Annotated in this window: 23 protein-coding genes; 17 read left to right on the top strand and 6 right to left on the bottom strand. The window is 64.1% G+C overall.

Annotated elements, in window-relative coordinates; all coding sequences use genetic code 11:
• The first annotated feature begins 52 nt into the window (after window positions 1-52).
• From IEW00_RS13590 to IEW00_RS13570, 5 genes are all read left to right on the top strand, one after another.
• A complete protein-coding gene (locus IEW00_RS13590; protein ID WP_188514973.1) occupies window positions 53-1,096 on the top strand; it encodes a quinone-dependent dihydroorotate dehydrogenase in 1,044 nt (347 codons plus the stop codon).
• A gap of 292 nt (window positions 1,097-1,388) precedes the next feature.
• Complete coding sequence (locus IEW00_RS13585; RefSeq protein WP_188514972.1) at window positions 1,389-1,598, top strand: DUF2061 domain-containing protein; 210 nt, start codon at window positions 1,389-1,391, stop codon at window positions 1,596-1,598.
• 42 nt (window positions 1,599-1,640) lie between these two features.
• Window positions 1,641-3,368 (top strand): gamma-glutamyltransferase, encoded by a 1,728-nt coding sequence (gene ggt / locus IEW00_RS13580; protein ID WP_188514971.1) that lies wholly within the window; start codon window positions 1,641-1,643, stop codon window positions 3,366-3,368.
• Between the two features lie 105 nt (window positions 3,369-3,473).
• Window positions 3,474-4,586: a sensor histidine kinase gene (locus IEW00_RS13575; protein WP_188514970.1), complete on the top strand. Its 1,113-nt coding sequence runs from the start codon at window positions 3,474-3,476 to the stop codon at window positions 4,584-4,586.
• Window positions 4,587-4,599: 13 nt separating this feature from the next.
• Entirely contained in the window at window positions 4,600-5,364 is a 765-nt protein-coding gene (locus IEW00_RS13570; RefSeq protein ID WP_188514969.1) for a LytR/AlgR family response regulator transcription factor, read from the top strand.
• 106 nt (window positions 5,365-5,470) lie between these two features.
• Here IEW00_RS13570 and IEW00_RS13565 read toward each other — a convergent pair whose 3' ends face one another.
• The 3 genes from IEW00_RS13565 to IEW00_RS13555 form a co-directional block, all read right to left on the bottom strand.
• Window positions 5,471-5,863 carry an acyl-CoA thioesterase gene (locus tag IEW00_RS13565; protein WP_188514968.1) on the bottom strand — a complete coding sequence of 131 codons (393 nt, stop codon included), beginning with the start codon at window positions 5,861-5,863 and terminating at the stop codon, window positions 5,471-5,473.
• Between the two features lie 41 nt (window positions 5,864-5,904).
• A complete protein-coding gene (gene clpA / locus IEW00_RS13560; RefSeq protein ID WP_188514967.1) occupies window positions 5,905-8,241 on the bottom strand; it encodes an ATP-dependent Clp protease ATP-binding subunit ClpA in 2,337 nt (778 codons plus the stop codon).
• A gap of 282 nt (window positions 8,242-8,523) precedes the next feature.
• Window positions 8,524-8,724, bottom strand: a complete 201-nt coding sequence (locus tag IEW00_RS13555; RefSeq protein WP_188514966.1) for a DUF1192 domain-containing protein — start codon at window positions 8,722-8,724, stop codon at window positions 8,524-8,526.
• An 88-nt stretch (window positions 8,725-8,812) separates the two neighbouring features.
• Here IEW00_RS13555 and IEW00_RS13550 point away from each other — a divergent pair, with 88 nt between their 5' ends.
• The 8 genes from IEW00_RS13550 (at window position 8,813) to IEW00_RS13515 (ending at window position 16,764) form a co-directional block, all read left to right on the top strand.
• The gene (locus IEW00_RS13550; protein ID WP_229737044.1) at window positions 8,813-9,832 is read left to right on the top strand and encodes an NAD(P)H-quinone oxidoreductase; all 1,020 of its coding nucleotides are present in this window, start codon (window positions 8,813-8,815) and stop codon (window positions 9,830-9,832) included.
• A gap of 136 nt (window positions 9,833-9,968) precedes the next feature.
• On the top strand, window positions 9,969-10,895 hold the full coding sequence (locus IEW00_RS13545) for a UDP-2,3-diacylglucosamine diphosphatase (protein ID WP_188514965.1): 927 nt from the start codon (window positions 9,969-9,971) through the stop codon (window positions 10,893-10,895).
• Between the two features lie 29 nt (window positions 10,896-10,924).
• Window positions 10,925-11,950, top strand: a complete 1,026-nt coding sequence (locus IEW00_RS13540) for a glycosyltransferase family 4 protein (RefSeq protein WP_188515214.1) — start codon at window positions 10,925-10,927, stop codon at window positions 11,948-11,950.
• 149 nt (window positions 11,951-12,099) lie between these two features.
• Window positions 12,100-12,693 carry a DUF4331 domain-containing protein gene (locus tag IEW00_RS13535; protein WP_229737043.1) on the top strand — a complete coding sequence of 198 codons (594 nt, stop codon included), beginning with the start codon at window positions 12,100-12,102 and terminating at the stop codon, window positions 12,691-12,693.
• 5 nt (window positions 12,694-12,698) lie between these two features.
• A complete protein-coding gene (locus IEW00_RS13530; RefSeq protein ID WP_188514963.1) occupies window positions 12,699-13,439 on the top strand; it encodes a DUF4331 family protein in 741 nt (246 codons plus the stop codon).
• A 34-nt stretch (window positions 13,440-13,473) separates the two neighbouring features.
• Entirely contained in the window at window positions 13,474-14,778 is a 1,305-nt protein-coding gene (locus IEW00_RS13525) for a tetratricopeptide repeat protein (protein ID WP_229737042.1), read from the top strand.
• Window positions 14,779-14,923: 145 nt separating this feature from the next.
• Window positions 14,924-15,631, top strand: coding sequence for a DUF1013 domain-containing protein (locus IEW00_RS13520; RefSeq protein ID WP_188514962.1), 708 nt, complete (start codon window positions 14,924-14,926; stop codon window positions 15,629-15,631).
• Window positions 15,631-16,764 carry an MBL fold metallo-hydrolase gene (locus IEW00_RS13515; RefSeq protein WP_188514961.1) on the top strand — a complete coding sequence of 378 codons (1,134 nt, stop codon included), beginning with the start codon at window positions 15,631-15,633 and terminating at the stop codon, window positions 16,762-16,764. The genes IEW00_RS13520 and IEW00_RS13515 overlap by 1 nt, the downstream gene beginning before the upstream one ends.
• Here IEW00_RS13515 and IEW00_RS13510 read toward each other — a convergent pair.
• The 3 genes from IEW00_RS13510 to IEW00_RS13500 are packed head-to-tail and all read right to left on the bottom strand — an operon-like array spanning window position 16,756 to window position 19,632.
• The gene (locus tag IEW00_RS13510) at window positions 16,756-17,985 is read right to left on the bottom strand and encodes an SAM-dependent methyltransferase (protein WP_188514960.1); all 1,230 of its coding nucleotides are present in this window, start codon (window positions 17,983-17,985) and stop codon (window positions 16,756-16,758) included. The two genes, IEW00_RS13515 and IEW00_RS13510, sit on opposite strands and share 9 nt — an antisense overlap.
• Before the next feature lie 28 nt (window positions 17,986-18,013).
• Window positions 18,014-18,790, bottom strand: coding sequence for a molybdopterin-dependent oxidoreductase (locus tag IEW00_RS13505; protein ID WP_188514959.1), 777 nt, complete (start codon window positions 18,788-18,790; stop codon window positions 18,014-18,016).
• The gene (locus IEW00_RS13500; protein ID WP_188514958.1) at window positions 18,787-19,632 is read right to left on the bottom strand and encodes a cytochrome b/b6 domain-containing protein; all 846 of its coding nucleotides are present in this window, start codon (window positions 19,630-19,632) and stop codon (window positions 18,787-18,789) included. The genes IEW00_RS13505 and IEW00_RS13500 overlap by 4 nt, the downstream gene beginning before the upstream one ends.
• A 74-nt stretch (window positions 19,633-19,706) precedes the next feature.
• On the opposite strand from IEW00_RS13500, the gene IEW00_RS13495 reads away from it, so the two are divergent.
• The 4 genes from IEW00_RS13495 to paoC all read left to right on the top strand — a co-directional run bounded on the left by IEW00_RS13495 (window position 19,707) and on the right by paoC (window position 24,077).
• The gene (locus IEW00_RS13495; RefSeq protein ID WP_188514957.1) at window positions 19,707-20,105 is read left to right on the top strand and encodes a RidA family protein; all 399 of its coding nucleotides are present in this window, start codon (window positions 19,707-19,709) and stop codon (window positions 20,103-20,105) included.
• Window positions 20,106-20,280: 175 nt separating this feature from the next.
• Complete coding sequence (gene paoA, locus IEW00_RS13490; RefSeq protein ID WP_188514956.1) at window positions 20,281-20,919, top strand: aldehyde dehydrogenase iron-sulfur subunit PaoA; 639 nt, start codon at window positions 20,281-20,283, stop codon at window positions 20,917-20,919.
• The gene (locus IEW00_RS13485; protein ID WP_188514955.1) at window positions 20,916-21,866 is read left to right on the top strand and encodes an FAD binding domain-containing protein; all 951 of its coding nucleotides are present in this window, start codon (window positions 20,916-20,918) and stop codon (window positions 21,864-21,866) included. Before paoA ends, IEW00_RS13485 begins: the two co-directional genes overlap by 4 nt.
• Window positions 21,867-21,869: 3 nt before the next feature.
• Window positions 21,870-24,077: an aldehyde oxidoreductase molybdenum-binding subunit PaoC gene (paoC, locus tag IEW00_RS13480; RefSeq protein WP_188514954.1), complete on the top strand. Its 2,208-nt coding sequence runs from the start codon at window positions 21,870-21,872 to the stop codon at window positions 24,075-24,077.
• Window positions 24,078-24,194 lie beyond the last annotated feature (117 nt).

Raw genomic sequence — 24,194 nt, 5'->3', positions numbered from 1 at the left:
CACCAGAGGCGGCGCTTGACCATCGGCCCGTCGCAAAGCCATAGGCTGACCCATGCTGTTTTCGCTCGCCCGGCCCGCCATATTCCTTCTCGATGGAGAAACCGCGCACCGGTTGACGCTGGCGGCATTGCGGCTCGCGCCTGCATCGGCCCCGCCCGCGCTCGATCCGGTGCTGGCAATGCAGGTGGCAGGGATCGATTTTCCAACGCCGGTGGGGCTTGCGCCGGGCTTCGACAAGAACGCCGAAGTCCCCCATGCGATGTTCGGCTTCGGTTTCGGCTTTGTCGAGATCGGCACGGTGACGCCGCTGCCGCAGGCGGGCAATCCGCGCCCGCGATTGTTCCGGCTGGTCGAGGACAAAGCGGTGATCAACCGCATGGGCTTCAACAACGATGGCGCTGGTGCGGTGGTCGAGCGGCTGGTCGCCGGGCAGAAAAGGACTGGGGCCAAGTCCGGGATCATCGGCGTCAACATCGGCGCGAACAAGGATTCCGAAGACCGCATCGCCGATTACGCGACGATGACCCGGGTCATGGCGCCGCTGGCACGGTATCTGACCGTCAACATCTCCTCGCCCAATACGCCGGGGCTGCGCGCGCTGCAGGACGCAGGCGCGCTCGCTGCCTTGCTCGATGCGGTGCTGGAAGCGCGCGGGGCCAACCGCTGCCCGGTGTTCCTCAAGCTCGCACCCGATCTGGAAGCCGCCGACATCGACGACATCACCCGGATCGCGATCGACAAGGGACTGGATGCGCTGATCGTGTCGAACACCACGATTTCACGGCCTGCGCTGCGCTCGCGGCATGCAGGCGAGGCAGGAGGGCTGTCGGGCGCGCCGTTGCGCGATCTGGCGCAGCAGCGGTTGCGCGATTTCCGGCAAGCCAGCGGCGGAGCGATCCCGCTGATCGGTGTCGGCGGCATCGCGTCGGCTGCGGACGCCTATGCCCGGATCCGCACGGGCGCCTCGCTGGTGCAGGTCTACTCGGCGCTGGTGTATGAAGGACCCGGACTGGCAGCGCAGATCAACCGGGGGCTGAAGGCCCTGCTCAAGCGCGACGGCTTTGCGACGCTGGCCGAAGCTGTCGGGGCGGACTGAGCGCTGGGGCTTAAAAGGGTTTCACGCGAAGGCGCGAAGAGGATTTTCGGATCAATCCGTTCTCCGGCGCAAGCCGGAGCCCAGGAGTCCCGGAGTGCAACAACGCCCCTGTATTCCGGCTTTCGCCGGAAAACGACCTGTCTTGGGGGCTTTGCGCCTTCGCGTGAACCAAACTATCGCAACACCCACATTGATCGCCCCAGTCGATCACCACGCTCCAAATCCTTCATTGGCGCATCCTGTTGCGAATGGTTATCAATAAACCTGTTGCCACCTGACAGGAGTTTTTCTGATGCCCCGCGATCTTGCCAAGACACTGAGCTATCTGGCGGTGCACCTCACCATCGGGTTTTCTGTCGCCTATGCCTTCACCGGATCGCTCGAGATCGCAGGCGGGCTTGCGATCATCGAACCGATGGTCAACGCGGTTGCGTTCTTCTTCCACGAGAAGTTCTGGGCTCCCAAACCCGCCGCCCGCACAGGCGTTGCATTGCTCACCTGAGGCAACGCTTGCCGCCTCCTGCCCCCGCGCTATAACGCTACGATGATTGTAATCTCCCGCACGCTGCTCACCGCAGCCGCCTTCGCCCTGTCCTCGCTGTCGATCGCCTGCCACGCACAGGCTCCGGCGCCAACAAACTCCTCGGCCACCGCCGAAGCAGGCAAGGGCGTCGTCTCGTCCGCCGATCCGCGCGCGACGGCCGCGGGGCAGGAGATGTTGCGCAAGGGCGGCTCGGCCGCCGATGCCGCAATGGCGATGATGCTGACGCTGGCCGTGGTCGAACCGCAAAGCTCCGGCGTCGGTGGCGGCGGGCTGCTGCTGCATCATGATGCCGCGACCGGCCAGATCAACACCATAGACGGGCGCGAAATGGCGCCGTCTGCTGCGACGGACCAATGGCTGCTGGGCGAGGATGGCAAGCCCAAGCCGTTTATCGATGCCTTCCAAGGCGGCCGCGCGGTCGGGGTACCGGGCAACATCCGGCTGATGGCGATGACACACGCCAAATGGGGCAAGCTGCCCTGGGCCGATCTGTTTGCGCCCGCGATCAAGATGGCCGACGAAGGCTTTGAGGTCAGCAATGTCCTTGCAAACACGCTGACCCGGCTTGCGCCGATCTGGGCACGCTTTCCTGATGCGCGTGCGATCTACTGGAACGCCACCGGTCCCAAGGCCGCAGGCGACCGGGTCACCAACCCGGCGCTGGCTGAGTTGCTGCGCGCGGTCGCCAAAGACGGTCCCGACGCGTTTTATTCGGGCAAGCATGGCCAAGCGCTGGTCGATGCGGTGAGCAAGGCCGGCGTCAACCCTGCGCCGATGACGATGGCCGATCTGGCGGCCTACACCGCCAAGGAACGCCCTGCGGTCTGCTCGCGCTATCGCGGCTACAAGGTCTGCGGCATGGGCCCACCTTCGTCGGGCGCGACCACCGTCCAGCAGATCCTCGGCATGCTCCAGCCGCACGATATCGGACGGCTGGGCAAGGATGATCCAAAGACCTGGCACCTGATCGGAGAGGCGATGCAACTCGCTTATGCCGACCGCGAGCAGTATCTGGGCGATGCCGACTTCGTCTCAGTCCCCGTCAACGGCCTGCTCGATCCGGCCTATGTCGCCAGCCGCGCAGCAACGATCGATCCCGCCAGGGCGCTCAACCGCTATGAGGCAGGCAACCCGCCCGGAGCCGAGCCGCGGACGGCCGCGATCTCGAGCGAGGTCGAGGGCACCACGCACTTTGTGGCGGTCGATGGAGCGGGCAATGTCGTCAGCATGACCTCGACGGTTGAAGGCCCGTTCGGCAGCCAGCTGATCGCCAACGGCTATTTCCTCAACAACGAGATGACCGATTTCACCTTCGCACCCGAAAGGAACGGCGCGAAGGTCGCCAACCGGGTGCAGCCGGGCAAACGGCCGTTGTCCTCGATGTCGCCGCACATCGTCTATGACGCTTCCGATCGCCCAGTGCTGGCCGTTGGCTCTGCCGGCGGCAAGCGGATCATCATGCATGTCACCAAGGCGCTAATCGGGGTGATCGATTTCGGCCTGCCCGCAGGCGAGGCACTCGCCTTGCCCAACATCTATTTCGGCAACGGTTCGCTGATCGTGGAAGGCAAGACCGAACTGGGCGGGATGAGCGAGGCGCTGGCCGCGTTCGGTCAGCCGGTGGTGGTGAGCGACCTGGGTTCCAAGCTCAATGCAGCGCAGCTGACCGGCGGTGTGTGGACCGGCTATGCCGATCCGCGCAGCCCGGGGGTCGCGCTCGCCCAATAGGCCCCGCGCGCTGGCCCCACGCTTTCGACCAAACCATTTCCCGGTTCGACCAGCAGGCAGCGCCGGTAAAGACATGTCAGTCATCTGCGGTTAAGAATAGGGCCAATGAAAAGACCCCTTATCCGCAGTTCCCGACCCCGGGTGGACCAGCAGGTTGCCCTGCTGTCGATCCTGGGGTTCTGGCTGTTCTACATGATCATCGTCACGCTGCGTGCAGCGGTGCTCGATTTTCCCGCGCAGGAGGAGCTGATCGTCCGGCGGGTCGCGGTGACCGTGTTCGGGATCAGCACCAACATCGCGCTGTATCTGGGCCTGCGGTGGTTCGAGGACAAGCCGCTCACCCCGCGGATCATCGCAGCCTGCATCGGGTCGATCCCTGCGGCGCTCGCGATTTCGTCGTTCAACTATTTCGCCTTCAACGTCTATGATCCGATCAGCGTGTTCGAGGACAGCGAACTGCGCGAGAAGATCGCCGAGATCGATCCGCTCGCGATCGTGCTCGAGTTCGCGATCTCGAGCTATTATTTCCTGATGTCGTGGGCGATGCTGTATCTGGCGCTAAGCTATGCCAGCGAGGTCCGTTCTGCCGAACGCCGCGCAGCGCGCTTTGCGCAGGCCGCGCAGCAGGCGGAGCTGCGTAGCTTGCGCTATCAGGTGAACCCGCATTTCCTGTTCAACACGCTGAATTCGCTCTCGACGCTGGTGCTGCGCAACCGGCCCGACGAGGCCGAATCGATGATCATGAACCTGTCGACCTTCTACCGAACCAGCCTGACCGGTGATCCACTCGACGATGTGCCGCTCGAGGACGAGGTCAAGCTGCAACGGCTGTATCTGGCGATCGAGGCGGTCCGCTTTCCCGACCGGCTCAAGATCGAGATCGATGTCCCGGACGCGGTGATGTCTTGCTGCGTTCCGGGCCTGATCCTGCAGCCCTTGGTGGAAAACGCGATCAAATATGGCGTGGCCCGTGCAACCCGGCCCGTCACCATCCGCATCACCGCGCATGAGGTGGACGACGTGCTCCACATCATGGTCAGCGATGACGGCGATGTCATTCCCACCGACCTCGACAAGGGCAGCGGCATCGGTCTTGCCAATGTTCGTGACCGGCTCGATGCGCACTATGGCAGCGCGGCGCGGATCGAATGGCATGTCCCCTTTGAAGGCGGATTTGTGGTCGAGCTGACCCTGCCAGCGGTGCGCCATGCCTTGTGAAAGTGATCAATCGATGTCCGAAGCTATCGCCGACACGCCGTTGCGCACCCTGATCGTCGATGACGAGCCGCTCGCGGTCGAGAGATTGCAACTGCTCTGCGCACGTCTGAGCGGGATCAGCCTTGTCGGCACCGCAAGCGATGGCGAGTCCGCACTGCGCCTCGCCGAACAATTGCGCCCCGAATTGGTCTTTCTCGACATCAACATGCCCCGGCTCGATGGCATGGGTGTGGCGCGCGCACTGGGCAAGATGGACCAGACGCCTGCGATCATCTTCGTCACCGCGTACCAGGCGTTTGCGGTCGAGGCGTTCGATCTGGCAGCGATCGACTATCTGCTCAAGCCCGTCGCCACCGACCGGCTCGAACGCGCGGTCGCCCGGGTGCTCGAGCGGCGCAACTTCGTGCTCGCCAACCCTGCCCCGCCCGAGCCCCCACAGAGCCAGACCTGGGTCCGCGAATTCTGGGTGCCGCACCGCTCCGAACTGAAGCGGATCGATGCCGATCTGATCGAGCGGATCGATGCCGAGCGCGATTATATGCGGCTGCATGTCGGCACACGAAGCTATCTGATGCACGAGACGATCAAGACGCTGGAAGAACGGCTCGATCCGGCGCGTTTCGTCCGGCTGCACCGCTCGCATATCGTGCGCAACGATTACATCACCTCGCTGCGCCACAATGGCGGCGGCGTATGGTTCGCGTGCCTTGCCGATGGCAGCGAACTGCGCGTGGGGCGGACGTATCTGGCACGGGTGAAGGAAATGGCGGGGCGGTAGGCTCCGTTCCATTACCTTCGTCGTCATTCCCGCGAACGCGGGAATCCCGCTTTTTCGTTGACGGTAAAGAGGAAGCGGGACCCCCGCCTGCGCGGGGGTGGCGAGATCAGTCCTGAAACGCCGCGACAATATCCGCAGTGACCCGCGCAGGCCGCCCCGTCACCTTGTCGAGCATCGCCCAGGTCGAGACCGCGCTGACGATGTCGCGGCCATTCGCGTCGGCAAACACCGCATGCCGGGCAAAGCGTGCGCCTTTGGGGGTGCCGGGGACCCAGGTGCGTCCCACGGCCTGCTCGCCCAGCTTGATATTACCGCGATAATCGATTTCGTGCCGGACGATCACCCAGAAATACGCATCGACATGCGCAGGATCGGCGGCGGCCTGCCAATGCGCGACCGACAGCTCCTGCAGCCACTGCACCCAGACAGCATTGTTGACGTGATCGAGCTCGTCAATGTGCTGCGGTTCGGCAGTGAAAGTAAGCGAGAAGGTGTTCATGGAAAAAGGCCCGGTCAGCTTGTGCCAACCGGGCCTTATTATCAATCCGCCTTGGTGTCGCTGGCCTTTTTGGCCGTACGCGGCTTTCTGGCCTTGGGTGCCTTGGGCGGCGCGGGGACGATTTCGAAGGCCATCGTGCCATCCTTCATGTGGACGTTGACCTCACCGCCCTGCACCAGTTTGCCGAACAGCAGTTCCTCGGCGAGCGGCTGCTTGATCTTCTCCTGGATCAGCCGCGCCATCGGACGCGCGCCATACAAGCGATCATAGCCACGCTCGCACAGCCAGTCGCGGGCCGCCTGGTCGAGACGGATGTGGACGTTCTGTTCGGCCAACTGCAGCTCGAGCTGGAGGATGAACTTGTCCACCACCCGCGCCACGACTTCGGTACCCAGATAGGCAAACGGCACCACCGCATCGAGACGGTTGCGGAATTCGGGGGTGAACATCTTCTTCACCGCCTCGTCCGACGCGTCCTCGCGGCTGACATCGCCAAAACCGATGCCTTCGCGCGCCATATCGGCAGCGCCCGCATTGGTGGTCATGATCAGCACGACATTGCGGAAATCGACCGTCTTGCCGTGGTGATCGGTCAGCTTGCCGTTGTCCATCACCTGCAGCAGGATGTTGAACAGATCGGGATGCGCCTTCTCGATCTCGTCAAGCAACAGCACGCAATGCGGCTGCTGGTCGATCGCATCGGTGAGCAGACCGCCCTGATCATAGCCGACATAGCCTGGAGGCGCACCGATGAGGCGCGAGACCGAGTGCCGCTCCATATACTCCGACATGTCGAAGCGCTGCAGCGGAATGCCCATGATGCTGGCAAGCTGCCGGGCCACCTCGGTCTTGCCGACGCCGGTGGGGCCGGAGAACAGATAGTTGCCGATCGGCTTGTCGGGATCGCGCAGGCCCGCGCGGCTCAGCTTGATCGCGCTGGACAGCACCTCGATCGCGGCGTTCTGGCCGAACACGACCCGCTTCAAATCGCGGTCGAGATGCTCGAGCACCTTCTTGTCGTCCTTCGACACCGACTTGGCGGGAATGCGTGCCATCGTCGCGATCACGCTTTCGATCTCGCGCGCGGTGATGATCTTGCGCCGCTTGTTGGGCGGCACCAGCATCTGCATCGCGCCCACTTCGTCGATCACGTCGATCGCCTTGTCGGGCAGCTTGCGGTCGTTGATGTAGCGCGCGGACAGTTCGACCGCAGTCTTGATCGCCTCAGGCGTGTACTTGACCTTGTGGTGATCCTCGAACGCGCTGCGCAGACCCTTGAGGATCTTGATCGTATCCTCGATCGTCGGCTCGTTGACGTCGATCTTCTGGAACCGGCGCAGCAAGGCGCGGTCCTTTTCGAAGTGGTTGCGGAACTCCTTGTAGGTGGTCGAGCCGATGCAGCGGATCGTGCCGCCGGACAAAGCGGGCTTCAAGAGGTTCGATGCGTCCATCGCGCCGCCACTGGTGGCACCGGCGCCGATCACGGTGTGGATTTCGTCGATGAACAGCACCGCGTGCGGCATCTTTTCGAGCTCGGACACGACCTGCTTCAGCCGCTCCTCGAAATCGCCGCGATAACGGGTGCCGGCGAGCAGCGCGCCCATGTCGAGCGAATAGATCACCGCCTTTTCGAGCACCTCAGGCACATCGCCCTCGACGATCTTGCGCGCCAGTCCCTCGGCGATCGCGGTCTTGCCGACGCCGGGATCACCCACGTACAGCGGATTGTTCTTCGAACGGCGGCACAGGATCTGAATTGTGCGATCGACCTCGGGACCACGCCCGATCAGCGGATCGATCTTGCCAGCTTCGGCGCGCGCATTGAGGTTGACGGTGAACTGGTCGAGCGCACTGTCCTTCTTCTGCTTGCCCGAGGTATCCTGTTTTTCTTCCTGCGGCTCTTCATTGCCGCGTGCATTGCGGGGCTCGACCGACTGGCCTCCCTTGCCGATACCGTGGCTGATATAGCTGACCGCATCGAGGCGGCTCATGTCCTGCTGCTGCAGGAAGTAGACCGCATAGCTCTCGCGCTCGGAGAACAGCGCAACCAGCACGTTGGCGCCGGTGACGACATCCTTGCCCGACGACTGGACGTGGAGGATGGCGCGCTGGACCACACGCTGGAAGCCCGAGGTGGGCGCAGGATCGGTCTTTTCGGCGACCTTGAGCGAGTCGAGCTCGTTGTCGAGATAATGCGTCACGGCATCGCCCAGCTCGCCAACATCGACACCACAGGCCTGCATCACCTGCGCAGCATCGGCATCGTCGATCAGCGCGAGCAGAAGGTGCTCCAGCGTGGCGTATTCATGGCGGCGATCGGCGGCATTGTGCAGGGCCTGATGCAGCGTTTTTTCAAGGGATTCGGCAAAGGATGGCATATCAGCGATACTCCGCGCCGGACGGGAGGCCCGGCCTTTCAATCAATGTGCCCGGGAACAGAGCCGGGCCTCTTTGGTCAAGCGCCTCATTGCCATTGCCCCAACTTCACTCCGGGGCGCTTTTCATCATTCAATATAGGCGAGTGTCTCGCCAAATCCACCCGGGCGCAACCCCCGGATCGAGAATATTCACAGCAAAGACCATGCCAGATGCTGCCACGGGCTGAGCGCGGGCGAGCGCGGCGGGATTGCTTTCGACCGGCGCGGCGCGCGCCAGTGGCATCAGCTCTTGCGGAACAGCGCCTCTGCGCTGGCGCGGTGGCGGGTCGCAAAAGCCTTGCGCGCTTCGCAGCGCGCCATCTCGGCGCGGCACAAGGCTATACGGGCATCGAGCTCGTCCACCGAATAGGCGTCAATGTCCTCGCTGCCCAGTTTCTGGGCAGCATCGGCGCGCAGCCGGGAAAGGCTCTCATCGGGTTCCATCGGAGCTTGTTGTTGACCCAAGGGCGCTTGCTGTCAATAAGAGGTCGCGTCGGTCTACTGGCTGCACGCGAATAAGGGGCAAGGGGGGATGTCTGTTTTGACAGCCGTCACGGTAATTCCATCGGTCATGCAGGCCATCGACTATGCCGAGCCTGGCGGGCCGGAGGTGCTGGTGGCAGGCGAGATGCCGGTCCCGGTGCCGGGCCAGGGCGAATTGCTGGTGCGGGTCGCGGCCGCAGGCGTCAACCGCCCCGACGTCATCCAACGCCAGGGCTTCTACCCACCCCCGCCGGGTGCGCCGCACATTCCGGGGCTTGAAATCGCCGGAACCGTGGTTGCGGTTGGTCCCCATACCGATGACGCGATGATCGGCCAGCCGGTGTGCGCGCTGGTCGCAGGAGGCGGCTATGCGCAGTATTGCATCGCACGCACCGACCATTGCCTGACCATTCCTTCGGGCATCAGCATGGCGCAGGCTGCAGCCCTGCCCGAGACGCTGTTTACCGTCTGGCACAACCTGTTTCAGCGCGCCTATGCGCGCGATGGCGAGACGGTGCTGGTGCACGGCGGCACCAGCGGTATCGGATCGATGGCGATCATGCTGGGCAAATTGTTCGATCTCAAGGTGATTGTCACCTGCGGTAGCGACGACAAATGCGAAGCCGCGCTGAAAATCGGCGCTGCGCATGCAATTAATTATAAGACGCATGATTTTGTCGAGGAGGTCAAAAAACTGACCGGCGGCAAGGGCGTCGAGATCGTGCTCGACATGGTCGGCGGCAGCTATTTGCCGCGCAACATGGCCTGCCTTGCCGATGACGGGCGCAATGTCACGATCGCGGTGCAGGGCGGAATGACCGCGGACATCTCGGTGCTCGAGATCATGCGCCGACGCCTGACACTCACCGGATCGACGCTGCGCCCGCGTTCCAACAGCTTCAAGGCGCTGCTCGCCGACGAGATTTCCCGCGAGGTCTGGCCGTTGGTCGCGACCGGCGAACTCGCCCCGATCATCCACAGCCGCTATCCGCTCGCGCACGCAGCCAGGGCGCATGCGCAGATGGAATCGGGGGATCTAATCGGCAAGATCGTGCTCGAAATCGGTTGAAAACCTGTCCCGATTTCAACCACGCGATGCCCGGTTGTCACAAAGCCGTCATCGCTATGCGATTCCAGATGTCACATTAGACGCCCATTGGCGTGGTCCCGAGGGAAAAGATTTCCGCACGGGAGCATGAACCGGCATGGCACTGGACGACTTCAGCGACCAGATCAGCGCGCTGATCGATGGTCATGGCAACAGCGACTTTACCAACGTCACGGGATTCCCCGATGGCCAGCCCTACACCCCCGAACCCCCGCTCGAGGCGCGGCGGCGGTATCGCACGATCTGGATCTCGGATGTGCACCTGGGGACCAAGGGCTGCAATGCGGCGATGCTCATCGACTTCCTCGACCATGTCGACAGCGACACGATGTATCTGGTCGGCGACATCATCGATGGCTGGCGACTGAAGAAGAAATTCTACTGGCCGCCCGCGCACAACGACATCGTCTGGCGCATATTGAAGCGCGCCAAGCGCGGAACGCGGATCGTCTATATCCCGGGCAACCATGACGAGATGTTCCGCCAGTTCACCGGGCTGAACTTCGGCGGGGTCGAAATTCGCCGCGCAGCGTTCCACGAGACCGCCGATGGCAGGCGGCTGATGGTGCTGCACGGCGACGAATTCGATACCATCATGCTGGCGCACCGCTGGCTCGCGTTCGTCGGCGATTCGCTGTACGGCGCGCTGATGGGCATGAACCTGTGGGTCAACTGGGTCCGCCGGCGGCTGGGCCTGTCCTATTGGTCGCTTTCCAAGATGGCCAAGCACAAGGTCAAGAACGCGATAGAGTTCATCTCGCGGTTCGAAGAACTGGTCGCGCGCGCGGCATCCGAGCGCGGGGTTGATGGCGTGGTCTGCGGGCACATCCACACCGCCGAGATCCGGACCATCGGCGGGGTCGAATACTATAATGACGGCGACTGGGTCGAAGGCTGCACGGCACTGGTCGAGCATTTCGACGGGCGGATGGAGGTGCTGCACTGGGCCGACATCATGAAGGAACGCCAGGCTGCCGAGGCCGAACTGCAGGCGGTCGGCGCGCTGCAGCCCCAGGCGGCGTGACGATGGCGCGCCTGATCCCAAGCAGAACGATGAAAATCGCGATCGTCACCGATGCCTGGGCGCCGCAGGTCAACGGCGTGGTACGAACGCTGAGCGCGGTGACCGCGCGGCTGCGCGCGCTGGGCCACGATGTGCTGGTGATCTCGCCCGACCAGTACACCTCGATCCCCTGCCCCTCATACCCGGAAATCCGGCTGGCGCTGGTAACGCGGCATGGCGTTGGTGCGCGGCTGGATGATTTCGCGCCCGATGCGGTGCATATCGCCACCGAAGGTCCGCTGGGAATTGCCGCGCGAAGGTTCTGCCTCGATCACGGCTATCCCTTTACCACCGCCTATCACACCCAGTTTCCCGATTATCTCGCGCGACGCACCGGCTTGCCCGCCGCGATGTTCTGGCCGTTCATCCGCTGGTTCCACGCGCCAGCTGCCGGCATCCTGGTCTCGACCGAGACCGTGCGCCAGCAGTTGCGCGAACAGGGGCTGCGCCAGGTACTGCATTGGGGCCGCGGCGTCGACCTTGACTGCTTCAGCCCATCTGCCCCGCCGCCTGCCGTGTATGCCAGGCTACCCGGTCCGATCCAATTGTATGTCGGGCGTGTCGCGGTGGAAAAGAACATCGAGGCGTTTCTGGCCAGCGACCATCCCGGATCAAAGGTGGTGGTGGGCGACGGCCCGGCGCGCGAAGCACTGGCCCGTGCCTATCCGGACGCGCATTTCGTCGGCGCACAATCGGGCGCGGCACTGGCTGGCTTTTATGCCGGCGCCGATGTGTTCGTCTTCCCCAGCCGCACCGACACCTTCGGCCTTGTCATGATCGAAGCGATGGCGTGCGGCACGCCAGTTGCCGCCTATCCGGTGTCGGGTCCGCTCGATGTCCTGACCGCGCAGTCGGGCGTGATGGACGATGATCTCACCCACGCGATTGCAGGTGCGCTGACGCTCGACCGGCAAACCTGCACCACAGCGGGCCGCAGCTTCACCTGGGAGGCCAGCACCGGCCAGTTTCTCAGCGCGCTGGTCCCGATCACCGGACCGGTGGCACTGGCCGCCTGATCAGCCAGATAGCATTTGGCAAGCAGGCCCGTTTGCCGTAGAGTAATCACCGGGTCGCCCACACAGTTTTTCTTCGAAAACAGGGGGCGAATATGCGCACGAAATGGTTATTCCAGGTGGCTCTGCCCTGCGCGCTCACGGCAGGAGCCGTGACCGTTGCCGGACACCAGGCACTCAATGCCGCCGATCACTTCGATCCGCCAGCGCGGACAGGTTCGGACACCAACACGGTCGGTTTCGATATCGCAGCCGACATCGCCGATCTTTATGCCTTTCACGATGTGGCCAACGTTTATCTGGCGATCGGCTTTGGCGGACCTTCGGCCACCAATCTTCCCGGGTTCTATGATCCCGATGTGCTCTACACCATCAACGTATCGAACACCGGCACCCGCACCGACATAGAATTCCCGATCGAGATCCGGTTTGGCCGCGACGGTGTCAATCCGGGGATCGAGGTGCGCAATCTGCCAGGCGCAAGCCCGCTGCGCGGTCCGGTCGAGCGCAATCTCACCACCAACAACGGCATTACCGTGCGCGCCGGAGTGTTCGACGATCCGTTCAACTTCGATCCGCAAGGGCTGCGCGATTCGCGGGCGACCGGCAACCTGTCGTTCAGCAACACGCGCAACCGGTTCGCCAATCTCAATTCGACCTTCGTCATCATCGCGATCCCGCGTGGACTGATCGACCGCGGCCAGCCGCTCGACATCTGGACATCGTCCGCACGGATCAGGAGTTGAGTGCCATGACCCAGCGTCATTCGACCCGCACGCTCGCCGCCTTCCTGGCCCTGCCCGCTCTGGTCCTGCCCGCGCTGCTCGCCGGATGTGGCAGCAACGATCCGGCCGAGAACCCCATCGTCGTTCCACCGGTCACGGTCGCCCCGACACCAACGCCAACCCCCACACCCACGCCAACTCCGGTTCCAACCAGTTTCGACGTCGGCCCCTGCCTCAACCAGACCGTCGTCCCAGGGCGGACGGTCGCCAATCTGGTGGTCCCCGACGTGTTGCAGATGGACCTCAACCAGCCTGCAGGCTTTCCCAATGGCCGGCGATACCTGGACCCTGTCGTTGACGTGACGCTGGCGGTGATCTTCCTCGATCTCACACGGCATCCTGCAACCTTGTTCGCGTCGCTTCCGGTCAACCCCAATGCGGTCGATCAGCCGCTGCCCGACACCTTCCCGTTCCTCGCCCCACCGCTGGGCGCTCCACCGACATCGGGCGGCACGGGCACCAATTTCACGTTCCGCACCGACCCGCCATCGGCGTATACGCGTGTCGACCGCGCGGGGATGCCTGCGGTGTCGACCGCGCTGATTTCGGGCAATCCCAACAAGAACAGCTATAACGACGACACCCCGACGATCGATGCGACCGGCAAATGGGTCCCCGAACTGTCGGGTACGCTGACGATCCTGACCAACGCGCTGGCCGATGATTTCACCCGGCTTGGGCTCAGCCTGTGCGCCAGACCGAACTGAGATGCCGCCAGCCCAAATGAACCCATCGCCGCTGATGCCCACGCTTTCGGCGATGAAATGGTGGATCATGGCGGCGGTGGTCATCGGCGCGTTGTGGGTAACAGCCCGCATCGGCAGTGATGACACCGCGCCTGAAACCTATGTCTGGGAGGATTCACCGTTTTCGGGCAGTGGCCCGCCGCGGTCCTATGCCGAGGCGCTAAAGCGCGCCGAGCTGGCCATCGCCAATGCGGGCGAGGCTGCCCGCGCGGCGCCGGACCAGTGGCTGATGCACGAAATTCACGCCAGCGAGCTGCTGGCGCGGGCGCAGATCTCCGGATCGTATGCCGATTACGCTGCCGCGCAACAGGCGCTCGGCACCGCGTTCAGGGTGGCGGTACAAGGCAGCGGTCCGCATCTGATGCAGGCCGCGCTCGACTTCAGCATGCACCGTTTGCCACAGGCAGAGGCGCAGCTTGCCGCGACCGACCAATATGCCGTCCCGCCCGATCCGGGCGACCGCGCCGAGATTGCCGCGATGCGTGGCGATATCGCCTTTTACAGCGGCAACTATCAGGCCGCTCTGGCCGGCTATGACCAAGCCGATGCGCTGGTGCCCGGCTCGGCAAGCTTTCGCCGGGCAATCTTTGCCGCGCGCACGGGCGATGTCGAGGCAGCCGATGCCTATTTCGTCGAAGCCGAACGCGCCTATCGCTCGGCCACCCCGCAGACCCGGTCGTACATGGAGCTGCAGCGCGGTATCCTCGATCTGGATTCGGGCAGGCTGAACGAGGCGATGCGCCACTTCGAGAAGGCCGACGCGCTGTTTCCGGGGCGCTGGCTGATCGAGGAGCACATCGCCGAAGTGCTCAATCTCCAGGGCAAGACCGCTGAGGCCGAAGCCCTGTACCGCGATATCGTCCGCCGCACCGGGCATCCCGAATTCATCGATGCGCTGGCAGGGATCGCGCAGGCGCGCGGCGATGCCGCCGAGGCGCGGCGGCTCTATGCGCGCGCGGCGAAGATCTGGTCGAAACGGCTCAAGCAGTTTCCGCAAGCGACTTATGGCCATGCGATCGACCATTGCGTCGCCCGGGAAGACTGGCCCTGCGCCCTGCGGCTGGCGCAGCGCAACCATCAGGCGCGCCCCTATGGCGAGGCCAAGATCGCGCTTGCGCGTGCGCTGCTCGGCAACGGCCGGGTGACCGAGGCCCGGGTGATGATCGAGCAGGTGCTTGCCTCGCCCTGGCGGACCCCCGATCTGCACAGCACTGCTGCCGACATCTATCAGGCCAGCAACATGGCCGAGAAGGCAGCCGAGCAGCGCCGCCGCGCCCGCGCGCTAAACCCGCTGGCCTGACCGTTACGGCTGCTTGTGCAACAACACCAAGGGCAAACACGCCTCATTGAGGCACCGTGCTTGCTCCCGGCGCAACTTTGTCATATAGGCTGCCTGTTACACGGCCACCCCGCGAGGGGTGGCCATATTTTTTGGAGAAACGCGCATGTCTGCCAACCCCCAGCCGCTGATGCCGCACGCCACCGCATCCTGGATGGTCGACAATACCGGCCTCAGCTTCGAACAGATCGCCGATTTCTGCGGCCTGCACATCCTGGAAGTCCAGGCGATGGCCGATGACCTCGCCAGCTCCAAGTACACCGGCCGCGATCCGGTGCGCGCAGGCGAGCTGCTGCTCTCGGAAATCGAGAAGGGTCAGGACGATCCCGAATACCGCCTCAAGATCCAGACCGGCCCCGCGCAGGTCCGCCGCACCAAGGGCCCGCGCTACACGCCGGTATCCAAGCGCCAGGACAAGCCCGATGGCATCGCCTGGATCCTGCGCAACCATTCGGAAATCTCCGATGCGCAGATCGGCAAGCTGATCGGCACCACGCGCAACACCATCGCCGCGATACGCGATCGCAGCCACTGGAACATCTCGAACATCCAGCCCAAGGATCCGGTGACCCTGGGCCTGTGCTCGCAGCGTGAGCTCGATGCCATCGTCGCCAAGGCCGCGAAGAAGGCGGGTATTGTCGAGGAAGCCCCGACCGATACCCGTCTGGGCGGTGACCGCGAAGCCCTGATCGAGGAGCTGCGCGCCGAGCGTACCGCCGCGAACAAGGCCGCCGAAGACGCCGCACGCGAAGCCGAGATCGAATCGGCGCTGCTGGGCGGTACCGAAAGCGAGCCCGAAGGCGACAACGCCTGATGGACGATCAGGCCCCCGGCGGACTGGCGAATCGCGCCGGGCCGCCTGCCTATGATGCATCGCTTGCCGATCATGGCCTGGAACCCAAGGAGTTCCGGGGGCTGACCTATCCGCTGGGCGATCATGCGCCCGGTTACGGCGAATATTTCGCCATTGCGCCCGGCCTGGGCTGGACCCGGCTGCCGGTCCCCGGGTCGCTCGATCATATCAACATCTGGCTGCTCGATGATTCCGACGATCAGGGCGAAGGTGTCGCGATCGTCGATACCGGGCTGTATATGCCGGCGTCGACCGACGCGTGGAAACAGCTGTTCGCCGGCGGACTTCAGGGACGGCGGATCACCCGCGTGTTCGTCACCCATTTCCATCCCGATCATGTCGGTGCCGCCGGATGGCTATGCCGCAGGTTCGGGGTCGGGCTGTGGATGAACCGCACCGAATGGCTGATGGCGCGGATGCTGACCTCCGATGTGCGCGCCGAGCCGCCGGCAGAAGCACTCGACCAGATGCGGATGGCGGGCTGGGACGATGCGCGGGTTGAACAGATGCGCCTCAAGGGCTGGGGCAATTTTGCACGGATGGTCTCCGAGGTCCCGATCAGCCACACCCGGCTCGATGACGGCGCCGATGTCACCATCGGTGCGCGCACCTGGACGGTGATGACCGGCGGCGGGCACACGCCCGAGCACGCCTGTCTGGTCGACCGCACAGGCCAGGTGGTGATAGCCGGTGACCAGATCCTGCCGCGGATCACCTCGAACGTCTCGGTGATGACCAGCGAACCGCATGCCGATCCGCTGCGCGAATGGCTCGACAGCATCGCCAAGTTCCGCAGCACGCTGACCGGTGACGAGCTGATCCTGCCTGCGCACGGCTTTCCGTTCACCGGGGTGCATGCCAGGCTCGATGCGTTGCGCGATGGACATATCGACCGGCTGAACGTGCTCGAGGCTGCATTGAAGCAGCGCGAAATGCGCGCGGTCGATACCTTCGGGATCCTGTTTGCGCGCGCGGTCGATGACAGCGTCTATGGCATCGCCACCGGCGAGGCGCTGGCGCATCTACGCTATCTGGAATGCGCTGGCCGCGCCAAGTGCACCTTGCGCGACGGGGTGGGCTGGTTCTCAGCCTGAGCGGTAATCGCTCTCGGCCACCGCCATGTAATCGCGGGTGATCGGCAAAGCCTTGCGATTGCGCGCAAACTGCACCTGATAATTGCACATGCCGCCATGTTCGAACGCGGCGGTCGCGCCTGCCAGATAGAAGGTCCACATCCGGAAGAAGCGCGCATCGTACAGCGCCTCGATCTGCGCCCGCTTCTCGACCGTGCGCTGATACCACAGCCGCAACGTGTGCGCGTAATGCAGCCGCAGCGTCTCGACATCGGTGACGATCAGCCGCGATGGCTCGCTTGCCCGGACGATCTCGCTGAGCGCCGGGATATAGCCGCCGGGAAAGATGTATTTGGTGGTGAACGCATCGGTGCTGCCCGGAACGCCCATCCGTCCGATGGTGTGGAGCAGCATCACCCCGTCTTCGGCCAGCAGGCTGCGGCAGTGGCGAAAGAAGGTCTCGAACTGCGGCGCGCCGACATGCTCAAACATGCCGACCGATACGATGCGGTCGAAACTGCCGGTGAGCTGGCGATAATCGATCAGCTCGAACCGCACCCGGTCGGCAACGCCTGCCGCCTCGGCGCGCTCGCGGGCGATCTTCAACTGCTCCTGCGACAGCGTGATACCAAGCACATCGACATCGGCGACGCGGTTGAGATACAGCGCCATGCCCCCCCAGCCGCAGCCGATATCGAGCACCCGTTGCCCCGGGCTCAGCGCCAGCTTGGCCGCGATATGCGCCTTCTTGTCGGCCTGCGCCTGTTCGAGGCTGTTGGCAGGGTCGGTGAAATAGGCGCAGCTGTATTGCTTGTCGGCATCCAGAAACAGGTCGTACAGCCTGTCATCCAGATCATAATGGTGCGCAACGTTGCGCTGCGAGGTGCGCGCCGAATTGAGCTGGCCCAGCCGTCCGCCGATCGTCTTCAACGCTTTGCGCAACGGCCCGCGTGGCTTGAGCTCGCCGCCCTTGTCCCACGGAGCATTGGCCCGCACCAGCGCGATCAGGCCCATGATGTCGCCCTGTTCGATGATCAGCCGGCCATCCATATAGGCCTCGCCTGCGCCCAGCCGCGGGCGCAGCGCAATGAAGCGCGCCACATCGGCATCGGCCAGCCGGACGGCGATATCAGGAAAGCCAGGCTCGGGCGCGCCGAAGGTGTGAACCGCGCCGCGATGATCGGTCAGCTGCAATGTTCCGCGCCGGATAAGCCTGCCCAGAAAGCGGTCGATCAATGCCATCGTGCGCTGCCCTTCGAACCCAAGTCAGTCAGATGCCTGCATACCATTCATAACCCGCAGCGTCTTCCCAGTATCCCCCGCCGCCACCATAAGCGAGGCGGTAGTCGGAAACCGCTTCGATCCGGCGGACGTATTTTGCGTGCTTGTAGCCCAGTTGCCGCTCGACCCGCAGCCGCAACGGCGCGCCGTTGCCGATGGGCAGCAGTTCATCGTTGAGCGCCCAGGCGATCATCGTCTGCGGGTGCCGCGCATCGACCATGTCGATGCTCTCGTAATAGGGCCCCGCGCGAAGCGTATCGGCGCAATGGAACACCAGATAACGTGCGGATTCGCGGACCTTCACGGCGTCGAGCAGCGCGGCAAGGTTGACCCCGGTCCACTTGCCGATCGCGCTCCAGCCTTCGACGCAATCGTGCCGGGTGATCTGGGTCTGGCGCGGCATCGATCGGATCTGGCCCAGCGCAAAGCGGGTGGGGCGTTCGACCAGGCCATCGATGCTGAGCGTCCAGTCCGAAAACCCGCTCGCCGCCTGGCGCATATAGTCGGCGTCCGCCGGGGTGCGCGTCCCATTGGCGGGCACCGACCGGCTGATATCGCGCGGCGCATATTCGCGGGCCAGTCCGTCCCGGCCGAGCATCGCCCGCTGGATCGCCATGTTGCCGTTCTCTGCCAGCCGCAGCGTTTCGCGCCAGCCCGGATTGGCGTTGAGCGCATCGCACCCGCTCAATAGCCCGCCTGCGGCAAGCCCGAGCGAGCCGACCAGCGCACGGCGGGTGAGGATATTCGATTGCGGCCGATCGGTCATGCGCGGTTGCCTATCGTCATGCCGCGCAGCAGCATCAGCGGCTTGTGGATGATCACCAGCACGACATGCACCACGAGAAACCCTGCCAGCGCAAATGCGAGGATGAAATGCAGCGAGCGCGCCGATTGCCGCCCGCCGAACAGCATGCTCGGCCAATGCAGCGCAGCATCGGTTCCCGGCGCCATCGCAAGACCCGTGACGATCATCAGCGGCAGCGCGATGAAGATAACCGCGATGTAGCTCAGCTTCTGCAGCGGGTTATAGGCTTCGCCCGGCGCGGTGTGGAACTTGAGCCGGACATGGTCGACGATGGTCGTCCAAAGCGTCCGCGGATGCCATTCGGCGCGCCGCATCGCGATCATGCGGCGGATATGGCCATTGAGCAGGCTGACGGCCATGAACACCAGCAGCCCGAACGCGAAAATCCACGCGAAGAAGAAGTGCCAGTGCCGCGCATCGGCCAGATTGTAGTCGCTGGGGATCGTCACCCAGCCGGGAAAGGCACGGTTACGGGTCATGCCATCGGAATCGCTGTAGCGACCCAGCACACCTGTCGTGTCGAGCTGCTGTCCTGCAACCTTCAGGAAACCTTGCTGGCCCTGCGCGCCGATCGCCAGCCAGGCGGGCTCGTCGCGGTTGCCATACTCGCCCCAGTACAACCGGGGGTGCGCGTTGAAGATCATCAGCCCGCTCATGAACAGGCTGATCAATGCGACCAGATTGACCCAGTGCCACACCCGTGTGGTGAGCGCATGGGTGTGCGCAGCCTCAAGCGCAGGCGGGGTGTGTTCAGCCGGAGAGCTGGGATCGGCAGGATCCATGGCGGCAATCATGCCCGTCATTCGCAGCGTGTCCGGTTTGGGTTACAAGGGGTTTTCAAAGTGTCCCCAGGATAGATCACGAAAGGCCCGCTGTCATGCCCGCAGACGCATCCGTCATCACCATGTCGCCCGATCCGCTGGGTGCCTATGCCATCTCGCCGGGCTGGAAGGCCGGCGGATTTCTGTTCCTGTCGGGGCAGGCGGCGATCGATGAGCAAGGCGCCATTGTCGGCGCGGGCGATTTCGACGCCCAGCTAAAGGCGACCTTCGCCGCGATCGACCGCGTGCTGGCAGCCGGTGGCAGCGACCGCAGCGCGATCATCAAGGTCACGATCTATCTCACCGATATGGCGAACTTCCCGCACATCGTCGAAGCTCGGCGGCAGTATTTCACCCCGCCCTGGCCCGCGGACACGGTGGTCGAGGTCCGCGCGCTCGCTTTGCCCGAGCTGATGGTGGAAATAGACGTGATCGCGCTCGCAGGGCCCGTGTGATGCTTCGACGTGCAATAGCCGCAAGTGCGCCGGATGATAACCGATCCAGAGCGCTTTTGCCGAGCAACTTGCAAGATCCGAACTGGCCAGCCGGGCGTTAGATGCGTAGACCATGAACAGACAGATCACACCGGTGCCACGGACGCGTGGTCCGGCAGCAAGGAAAATCAGGTTCATGTCCGGCATATCCCCAACCGACCTTTCGCGCCGCGGACTTCTGGCCGGCAGCGCTGCAACCGCCGTTGCCGTTGCGGCACCGGTTGGAACCGCGACGGCCCAGCCAGCAAAGGCAGCCGCTATCGAATTGCTTCCGGTTCGCTTCACGGTCAATGGCAAGGAGCGCGCACTCAGCCTCGACCCGCGCACCACGCTGCTCGATGCGCTGCGCGAACATCTGCAGCTGACCGGCACCAAGAAGGGCTGCGACCATGGCCAGTGCGGCGCGTGCACCGTCATCGTCGATGGCGTGCGGATCAACGCGTGCCTCACCCTTGCGGTGATGCACGAAGGCGATGCCATCACCACGATCGAGGGCCTCGGCACGCCGGACAAATTGCACCCGATGCAGGCGGCATTTGTCAAACATGACGGCTTCCAGTGCGGCTATTGCACTCCGGGGCAGATCTGCTCGGCGGTCGCGGTGCTCGACGAGATCGAGCGCGGCATACCCAGCCATGTCCAGGACGACCTGACGGCAAGACCCCAGGCGACGAATGCGGAAATGCGCGAACGGATGAGCGGCAACATTTGCCGCTGCGGCGCCTATTCGAACATTGCCGAAGCCATGGCAGACGTCGCCGGAGCAAAAGCATGAGAGCCTTTACCTACGAGCGCGCCAAGGATGCAGTAGCGGCAGCACGCGCGGTTGCAACCAATCCATCGGCTAAGTTCATCGCAGGCGGCACCAACCTGCTCGACCTGATGAAGATCGAGGTCGAGGTTCCCACCCATCTGGTCGATGTCCAGGACCTGGGCTTCGACAAGATCGAGGCCACCCCCGAGGGCGGGCTGCGAATCGGCGCGCTGGTGACCAACACGAACCTGGCCGCCGACGCGCTTATCCGCCGCGATTATGGCGTGCTGACCCGCGCGATCGTCGCGGGCGCTTCGGGTCAGCTGCGCAACAAGGCCTCGACCGCAGGCAACCTGCTCCAGCGCACCCGTTGCCCCTATTTCTACGACACCAACATGGTCTGCAACAAGCGCAAGCCCGGCTCTGGCTGCGCCGCCATCGGCGGATATTCGCGCCAGTGGGGCGTCATCGGTATCAGCGAATCATGCATCGCAACGTTTCCGGGTGACATGGCGGTAGCAATGCGGGTGCTCGATGCGGTCATCGAGACCATCGATGGCGAAGGTCAGAGCAGGTCGATCCCGATTGCCGACTTCCACCGGCTGTGGGGCGACACCCCCGAGCGCGACACGGTGCTGCGCCAGGGCGAACTGATCACTGCGGTCACCTTGCCCAAGCCACTGGGTGGAAGGCACTTTTACGAGAAGGTCCGCGACCGCGCGTCCTATGCTTATGCTCTGGTCTCGGTCGCAGCGGTGATCCAGTCCGATGGAACAGGCCGCGTTGCCTTTGGCGGTTTGGCCCCCAAGCCATGGCGCGTCGAAGAGGCTGACGCGCTGCTGCCGCGCGGCGCGGCTGCGGTGACCGAACGGGCGTTCCAGGGCGCCACCCCGACCAAGGACAACGCATTCAAGCTGCCGCTCGCCACGCGCGCGCTGGCTGCGGTCCTTGCTGAAGCGAAGGCATAAACCATGAAGTTCGACACCCCCGCCGGTACCAACCCGATCGACCAGATGAAGGCCGTGGGCCGCGCCCATCCCCGCATCGATGGCGCCCTCAAGACCACCGGTCTTGCACCTTATGCCTATGAGCACCACCGCGAGATCGAGAACGTCGCTTATGGCTATATTGTCGGGTCCGCCATCGCCAAGGGCCGTATTGACACACTCGACACCGCCGCCGCCAAGGCCGCGCCGGGCGTGATCGCGGTCGTGACTGCGGCCGATGCCGGTCCGCTTGGCAAGGGCAATTTCAACACGGTCAAGCTGCTTGGCGGGCCGCAGGTCGATCATTACCATCAAGCGATCGCGGTCGTGGTGGCAGAAACCTTCGAGCAGGCACGCGCAGCAGCAGGTCTGGTTCGCGTCGATTACACCCGCACCAAGGGCCGCTTCGATCTTGACGCTGCCTTGAAGACCGCGCCGCTGACCGATGCCGACAAGCCCGGCAAGGGCGAGGATCGCGTGGGCGATTTCGAAACCGCATTCGATGCGGCGCCGGTCAAGCTCGATGCCGAATACAGCACGCCCGGTCACAGCCACGCGATGATGGAGCCATTCGCCTCGATGGCCGCGTGGGATGGCGATGCGTTGACCGTGTGGACGTCGAACCAGATGATCAACTGGGGCCATTCGGACCTCGCCAAGACGCTGGGCATGCCCAAGGAAAAGATCACGTTGCTCTCGCCTTATGTCGGCGGCGGTTTTGGCGGCAAGCTGTTCCTGCGCACCGATGCGGTGCTCGCCGCGCTCGGCGCGAAGGCAGCCGGACGCCCGGTCAAGCTTGCGATGAGCCGGCCGATGATGGCCAATAACGCCACCCACCGCCCTGCCACGCGCCAGCGGATCCGTATCGGCGCGACCGAAGACGGGACGATCACCGCCATCGCGCATCAAAGCGGTTCGGGCGATCAGCCCGAAGGCGGCCCCGAAACCGCGGTGCTGCAGACGCAGTTGCTGTATGCTGGCGCCAACCGGCTGACGTCGATGCGGCTGGCGGTGCTCGACCTTCCCGAAGGCAACGCGATGCGTGCGCCGGGCGAGGCTCCCGGCATGATGGCGCTTGAAGTCGCGATGGACGAAATGGCCGAAAAGCTCGGGATGGACCCGATCGCGTTTAGGGCCAAGAACGACACGCAGGTCGATCCTGCCGACCCCGAACGGCGCTTCTCGCAGCGTCAGCTGGTTCGCTGCCTGACTGAAGGCGCAGAGCAGTTCGGCTGGTCACGCCGCAAAGCGACCCCCGGCACCGTGCGCGACGGTCGTTGGCTGGTCGGAATGGGCGTCGCCTCGGCCTTCCGGAACCATATCAACCGCACATCGGGCGCGCGCGTCCGGCTGGGCCGTGATGGCGTGGTGACGGTCGAAACCGACATGACCGACATCGGCACGGGCAGCTACACGATCATCGCGCAGACTGCCGCAGAAATGATGGGCGTGCCTATCGATGCGGTCGAGGTGAAGCTGGGCAGCTCGGCGTTGCCGGTTTCGGCCGGATCGGGCGGACAGTTCGGTGCTGCCAACGCCACCGCCGGCGTTTATGCGGCCTGCGTCAAACTGCGCGAGGCGATTGCCGGGCGGCTTGGCTTTGCACCGACCGATACGGTGTTCGAAGGCGGCAAGGTGACAAGTGGCACCCGTTCGGTGGACCTGTCGCAGGCGGCTGCCGATGGCGAGCTTGTCGCCGAAGACAAGATCGAGTTCGGCGATCTCGGCAAGACCTGGCAGCTGTCGACCTTTGGCGCGCACTTCGTCGAGGTCGGAGTCGATGTCTACACCGGCGCGACACGGCTGCGGCGGATGCTGGCGGTGTGCGCCGCCGGACGGATCATCAATCCGCGCACCGCGCGCAGCCAGGTGATCGGCGCGATGACGATGGGTGTCGGCTCGGCGCTGATGGAGGAGCTTGCGGTCGACAGCCGGTTCGGGCTGTTCATCAATCATGATCTGGCCAGCTACGAGGTGCCGGTTCACGCCGACATCCCGCATCAGGATGTGATCTTCCTCGATGAGGCCGATGAAAAGGCCAACCCGATGAAGGCCAAGGGCATCGGCGAGCTTGGCCTGTGCGGCGTCGGCGCTGCTGTCGCCAATGCGGTCTACAACGCCACCGGGGTGCGGTTGCGCGACTATCCGCTGACTCTTGACAAGCATCTCGACCAGCTTCCGACACTGGCATGAAGCCATTCGGGACTGGTCCTGCCGACCAATCCGCGCAGACGGTAAATCTTGGGGCACGACAGGCACGCGAAGCGGCCCCGGAAGCATTTGCTTTCGGGGCAGTCATGTATTTTGTGT

Origin of the sequence: Blastomonas aquatica, assembly GCF_014639875.1 — a bacterium.
GTDB lineage: Bacteria > Pseudomonadota > Alphaproteobacteria > Sphingomonadales > Sphingomonadaceae > Blastomonas > Blastomonas aquatica.
The sequence above is the reverse complement of the archived record's forward strand: the minus strand, read 5'-3'. Positions and strand labels throughout refer to the sequence as shown.

Coding starts and splice junctions, on each gene's coding strand:
- IEW00_RS13590 (WP_188514973.1), top strand. CDS start 53: ATGCTGTTTTCGCTCGCCCGGCCCGCCATATTCCTTCTCGATGGAGAA.
- IEW00_RS13585 (WP_188514972.1), top strand. CDS start 1,389: ATGCCCCGCGATCTTGCCAAGACACTGAGCTATCTGGCGGTGCACCTC.
- ggt (WP_188514971.1), top strand. CDS start 1,641: ATGATTGTAATCTCCCGCACGCTGCTCACCGCAGCCGCCTTCGCCCTG.
- IEW00_RS13575 (WP_188514970.1), top strand. CDS start 3,474: ATGAAAAGACCCCTTATCCGCAGTTCCCGACCCCGGGTGGACCAGCAG.
- IEW00_RS13570 (WP_188514969.1), top strand. CDS start 4,600: ATGTCCGAAGCTATCGCCGACACGCCGTTGCGCACCCTGATCGTCGAT.
- IEW00_RS13565 (WP_188514968.1), bottom strand. CDS start 5,863: ATGAACACCTTCTCGCTTACTTTCACTGCCGAACCGCAGCACATTGAC.
- clpA (WP_188514967.1), bottom strand. CDS start 8,241: ATGCCATCCTTTGCCGAATCCCTTGAAAAAACGCTGCATCAGGCCCTG.
- IEW00_RS13555 (WP_188514966.1), bottom strand. CDS start 8,724: ATGGAACCCGATGAGAGCCTTTCCCGGCTGCGCGCCGATGCTGCCCAG.
- IEW00_RS13550 (WP_229737044.1), top strand. CDS start 8,813: ATGTCTGTTTTGACAGCCGTCACGGTAATTCCATCGGTCATGCAGGCC.
- IEW00_RS13545 (WP_188514965.1), top strand. CDS start 9,969: ATGGCACTGGACGACTTCAGCGACCAGATCAGCGCGCTGATCGATGGT.
- IEW00_RS13540 (WP_188515214.1), top strand. CDS start 10,925: ATGAAAATCGCGATCGTCACCGATGCCTGGGCGCCGCAGGTCAACGGC.
- IEW00_RS13530 (WP_188514963.1), top strand. CDS start 12,699: ATGACCCAGCGTCATTCGACCCGCACGCTCGCCGCCTTCCTGGCCCTG.
- IEW00_RS13525 (WP_229737042.1), top strand. CDS start 13,474: ATGCCCACGCTTTCGGCGATGAAATGGTGGATCATGGCGGCGGTGGTC.
- IEW00_RS13520 (WP_188514962.1), top strand. CDS start 14,924: ATGTCTGCCAACCCCCAGCCGCTGATGCCGCACGCCACCGCATCCTGG.
- IEW00_RS13515 (WP_188514961.1), top strand. CDS start 15,631: ATGGACGATCAGGCCCCCGGCGGACTGGCGAATCGCGCCGGGCCGCCT.
- IEW00_RS13510 (WP_188514960.1), bottom strand. CDS start 17,985: ATGGCATTGATCGACCGCTTTCTGGGCAGGCTTATCCGGCGCGGAACA.
- IEW00_RS13505 (WP_188514959.1), bottom strand. CDS start 18,790: ATGACCGATCGGCCGCAATCGAATATCCTCACCCGCCGTGCGCTGGTC.
- IEW00_RS13500 (WP_188514958.1), bottom strand. CDS start 19,632: ATGACGGGCATGATTGCCGCCATGGATCCTGCCGATCCCAGCTCTCCG.
- IEW00_RS13495 (WP_188514957.1), top strand. CDS start 19,707: ATGCCCGCAGACGCATCCGTCATCACCATGTCGCCCGATCCGCTGGGT.
- paoA (WP_188514956.1), top strand. CDS start 20,281: ATGTCCGGCATATCCCCAACCGACCTTTCGCGCCGCGGACTTCTGGCC.
- IEW00_RS13485 (WP_188514955.1), top strand. CDS start 20,916: ATGAGAGCCTTTACCTACGAGCGCGCCAAGGATGCAGTAGCGGCAGCA.
- paoC (WP_188514954.1), top strand. CDS start 21,870: ATGAAGTTCGACACCCCCGCCGGTACCAACCCGATCGACCAGATGAAG.